General features: G+C 70.3%; 5 protein-coding genes. All 5 read left to right on the top strand.

The features are described 5' to 3' along the window. A partial coding sequence (locus AC27VN_RS34675) for an MFS transporter (RefSeq protein WP_490879534.1) occupies positions 1-580 on the top strand: 580 nt, incomplete at its 5' end. Between the two features lie 35 nt (positions 581-615). Further along, positions 616-1566 (top strand): fumarylacetoacetate hydrolase family protein, encoded by a 951-nt coding sequence (locus AC27VN_RS34670; protein ID WP_490879533.1) that lies wholly within the window; start codon positions 616-618, stop codon positions 1564-1566. After that, complete coding sequence (locus AC27VN_RS34665) at positions 1563-2021, top strand: VOC family protein (protein ID WP_296782099.1); 459 nt, start codon at positions 1563-1565, stop codon at positions 2019-2021. The genes AC27VN_RS34670 and AC27VN_RS34665 overlap by 4 nt, the downstream gene beginning before the upstream one ends. Next, a complete protein-coding gene (locus AC27VN_RS34660; RefSeq protein WP_490879532.1) occupies positions 2018-3076 on the top strand; it encodes an amidohydrolase family protein in 1059 nt (352 codons plus the stop codon). Before AC27VN_RS34665 ends, AC27VN_RS34660 begins: the two co-directional genes overlap by 4 nt. Positions 3077-3083: 7 nt before the next feature. After that, the gene (locus AC27VN_RS34655) at positions 3084-4052 is read left to right on the top strand and encodes a PDR/VanB family oxidoreductase (RefSeq protein ID WP_490879531.1); all 969 of its coding nucleotides are present in this window, start codon (positions 3084-3086) and stop codon (positions 4050-4052) included. The last annotated feature ends 12 nt before the right edge of the window (positions 4053-4064 follow it).

Here is a 4064-nt window from a genome sequence, read left to right as displayed (position 1 = left end):
CGATCTGCCGCTGCACCGGCGCCCGCTGTTCTGGCTGCTGATCGCCGCCTTCGTGCTGCCGATGCTGTTCGGCTCGGGCTACATCGTCCACTTCATCGCGATGATGCGCGACCGCGGCCTGAGCGCCACCGAGGCGGGCACGATGGCGGCGCTGATCGGGGTGGCGGTGCTGCTGGGGCGCCTGGTCACCGGGCTGCTGATCGACCACCTGTTCGCGCCGCGGGTCATCGCCGTCGTCATGCTGCTGTTCGCGGGCGGCCTGCTGCTGCTGACGACCGGCCACCCGATGCTGGCGCTGCCCGCGGCGTTCACGATCGGCTTCGCGATGGGCGCCGAACTCGACGTGCTGGCCTACCTGGTCTCGCGCTACTTCCCCATCGCGCGCTTCGGCCGCACCTACGGCATCTTCTACGGTGCCCTCATGGCCGGCGGCGCCTGCAGCGCCCTGCTGATCGCCCAGCTGCATGCGCGCACCGGCAGCTACGAAGCACCGCTCGTCCTGTCGGCGGCCATGCTGGCCCTCGCGGCCGCGCTGTTCCTGCTGGCACCCCGTTTCCCTTCATCGCCCGCGTCCTCGTGACCGGCCCGCAACCCTGGCTCGACAAGGAACACCCCATGCGCCCCTTCACCCTGGTCTCTTACATGGACGCCAACGATCGCAGCCGACCGGGCCTCGCGCTCGGCGACACGATGGTCGCCTGGAGCGACCTCGCCACCGCGCACGGTCTGCCGCTGGCCGAGGCCACGATGCCCGAACTCATCGCGGCCTGGCCGATGCTCGAACCGCGGCTCGCCGCGGTCGAGGACGGGTCGCTCGCCACGCCGCGCGACCTGGCGCAGGTGCGGCCGGCGCCGCCCGTCGTCGGCGGCGGCCTGTTCTGCAGCGGCCCGAACTACCGCTGCCATCTGAACGAGATGACGGCGGGCCAACGCAGCGACATCGACAAGAAGGTCGCCGCCCCCTTCTTCTTCTCGAAGCCCGCGGTCCATTCGATCATCGGCCCCGGTGCGCCGATCGTGCTGCCCGCCGGCTCGCGCAAGCTGGACTGGGAGGCCGAACTCGCCGTCGTCATCGGCCGGCCCGCGCGCGACGTGCCGGTGGAACGCGCGATGGACCATGTGTTCGGCTATTCCATCCTCAACGACCTGTCGGCGCGCGACCTGTTCCGCCGCGAGGAATGGCCAGGCTGGCTCGATTGGCTCAGCTGCAAGGGCTTCGAGGGCTCCGCCCCGCTGGGACCGGCCATCGTGCCCGCGCACCAGGTCGCCGACCCTTACGCGCTGACCGTGCGGCTCTGGGTCAACGACGTGCTGCAGCAAGAGGCGTCGACCGACCAGATGATCTTCAGCATCGCCGAGCAGATCGCCTACCTCAGCCGCCGCGTGACGCTGCGCCCCGGCGACCTCATCGCCACCGGCACGCCGGCCGGCGTCGGCATGCCCCGAAACGTCTTCCTTCAACCCGGCGACGTGGTGCGCGTCGAGATCGAAGGCCTGGGCATCGGCCCGCTCGTCAACCCGGTCGTCACCCACCCTCTTCATTCCCCCAGGAGCCTCCAGCCATGAGCACCCTCAAGTTGAACCGCCCGCTGCGCCTGTCCCACGGCACGCTGAGCTGCCGCGATCTCGCGGCCTCGCGCCGCTTCTACGAGGAATTCCTCGGCCTCGACTGCGTCGAGCATGTCGCCGGACGGGCCATGATGATCCGCCTCGGCGGCTACTGGACCGTGGTCTGCCTGCCCTCGCCGCGCGAACAGAAACTCGACGTGCACAACCACTGGGGACTCGACCTCGAATCGCGCGCCGCGGTCGACATCGCGCGCGCGCTCGCGCTGCAGCACCAGGAGGACTACGGCATACGGCGCGTGCTGCCGGCGCGCGAACTGCACGGCGACTACGGCTTCTACCTCGAGGACCGCGACGGCAACTGGTGGGAATTCCAGTGCCTGGGCGGGCGCGACTACGACGACATCTTCCGCGCGGGCGACCAGGTCCGTGCGCCGGAAGGTCCCCAGCCATGAACGACCACCGCCTCGACATGCCGCCCGCGCGCGCCTATCGCCGCATCGCCACCGAGGAGGCCTATGCCCCGCCCGAACTGATCCAGGCCTACCGCCGTCTGATCGACGGCGGCCACAGCGACGACCCCGGCTTCACCAGTTCGTGGCGCTACTTCCTGAACAATCCCTCGCCGCGCACGCAGTCCATCATCGCCAAGCTGCAGGACCTGGGCGAGGAGCGCCTGCGCGACATGGATGCCGCGGGCATCGACATGCAGCTGCTGTCGCTGGCCTCCCCGGGCATCCAGGTGTTCGACGCACCCACGGCCAGCTCGCTCGCGATCTCGTTCAACGACGCGTTGGCCGAGCACATCGCGCGCCATCCCGACCGCTATGCCGGCCTGGCGGCGATCGCGCCGCACGACCCGGAACGCGCCGCGCGGGAGCTCGAGCGCGCGGTCCGCACGCTCGGCCTGAAGGGCGCCATCGTCAATTCCCACACGCACGACAGCTACCTCGACGACCCGCGCTGCTGGCCGATCTTCGAAGCAGCGCAGGCGCTCGACGTGCCGATCTACCTGCATCCGACCTCGCCCTCGCGCGGCCTGATCGCGCCGCTGCTGGCGCGCGGCCTCGACGGCGCGATCTTCGGCTTCGCGGTCGAGACCGGCATGCATGCGCTGGCGCTGATCGTCTCGGGCGTGTTCGACCGCTACCCGCGGCTGAAGCTGGTGCTCGGCCACCTCGGCGAAGGCCTGCCGTTCTGGCTCAGCCGGCTCGACTTCATGTACCGGGCCGGCGCCGCCACCGGCCGTTACGGCTCCTGGGCCAAGCTGGAGCGCAAGCCCAGCGACTACCTGCGCCAGAACATCTTCGTCACCACCAGCGGCATGGCGTCCGCGCCGGTCATCGCGTTCTGCCAGGCCCAGCTGGGCGCCGACCGCGTGCTCTACGCCATGGACTATCCGTTCGAGTACGTGGCCGACGAGGTCCATGAAACCGAGGCCACGGCCTGCAGCGCGCAACAGATGGCGCAGTTGTTCGAGACCAATGCCCGATCGCTGTTCAAGCTGTGAGCCCGCCATGACCGCTTCGACACTCGACGCCATGGTGCACACCCTGCGCCACGAAGCCGAGGGCATCCTCGGCGTGGAGTTGCGGCCCGCCGTCGCGGGCATCGCGTTCCCGCCTTTCGAAGCCGGCGCGCACATCGACCTGCACCTGCCCAACGGCCTGGTGCGCAGCTACTCGCTGTGCAATGCGCCCGGCGAACGCCACCGCTATGTGGTGGCGGTGCTCGACGAGCGCAACGGCCGCGGCGGCTCGCGTTGCGTGCATCGGCAGCTGCGCGTGGGAGACCGCCTCGCGATCTCGCCCCCGCGCAACCATTTCGCGCTGCACGCCGACGCGCCACGCAGCGTGCTGGTCGCCGGTGGCATCGGCATCACGCCGATCTTCTGCATGCTCCAGCACCTGGTCGCGCAGGGGCGGCCGGTGGAACTGGTCTACTGCGCGCGCAGCGCGAGGGAAGCGGCCTTCAGGGAAGCGATCGCGGCCCTCGGCCCGCGCGCGCGGGTCGCCTGGCATTTCGACGACGAGCAAGGCGGACCGCCCGACCTGACCCGCCTGCTCGCGGGCCGGGGCAGCGACAGCCACTACTACGGCTGCGGCCCGGCGCCGATGCTCGAAGCCTTCCTGCAAGCCTGCGAGCGGCATCGATATCCGCACGCCCACATCGAACGCTTCACGGCGCTCCAGCCGGCCGCCGCGGCAACGGGCCAGGGCTTCGAGGTGCTGTGCCGCAGGAGCAACCGGTCGGTGCGGGTCGCCGCGGGACAGTCGGTGCTCGATGCGCTGCTCGAGGCCGGCCTCGACCCCGCGTACAGCTGCAAGGGCGGCGTGTGCGGTGCCTGCGAAACCCCGGTGCTGGACTTCGATGGCGCGCTAGAGCACAACGACGGCATCCTCTCGCGCGAGGAACAGCAGTCGGGCAAGACGATGTTGATCTGCGTCTCGCGCTGCACCGGCACGCGGCTGGTGCTCGACCTCTGAACGGCCCTTCGG

The organism is Variovorax sp. 20P10.2.4 (genome assembly GCF_058244205.1).
The sequence above is the reverse complement of the archived record's forward strand: the minus strand, read 5'-3'. Positions and strand labels throughout refer to the sequence as shown.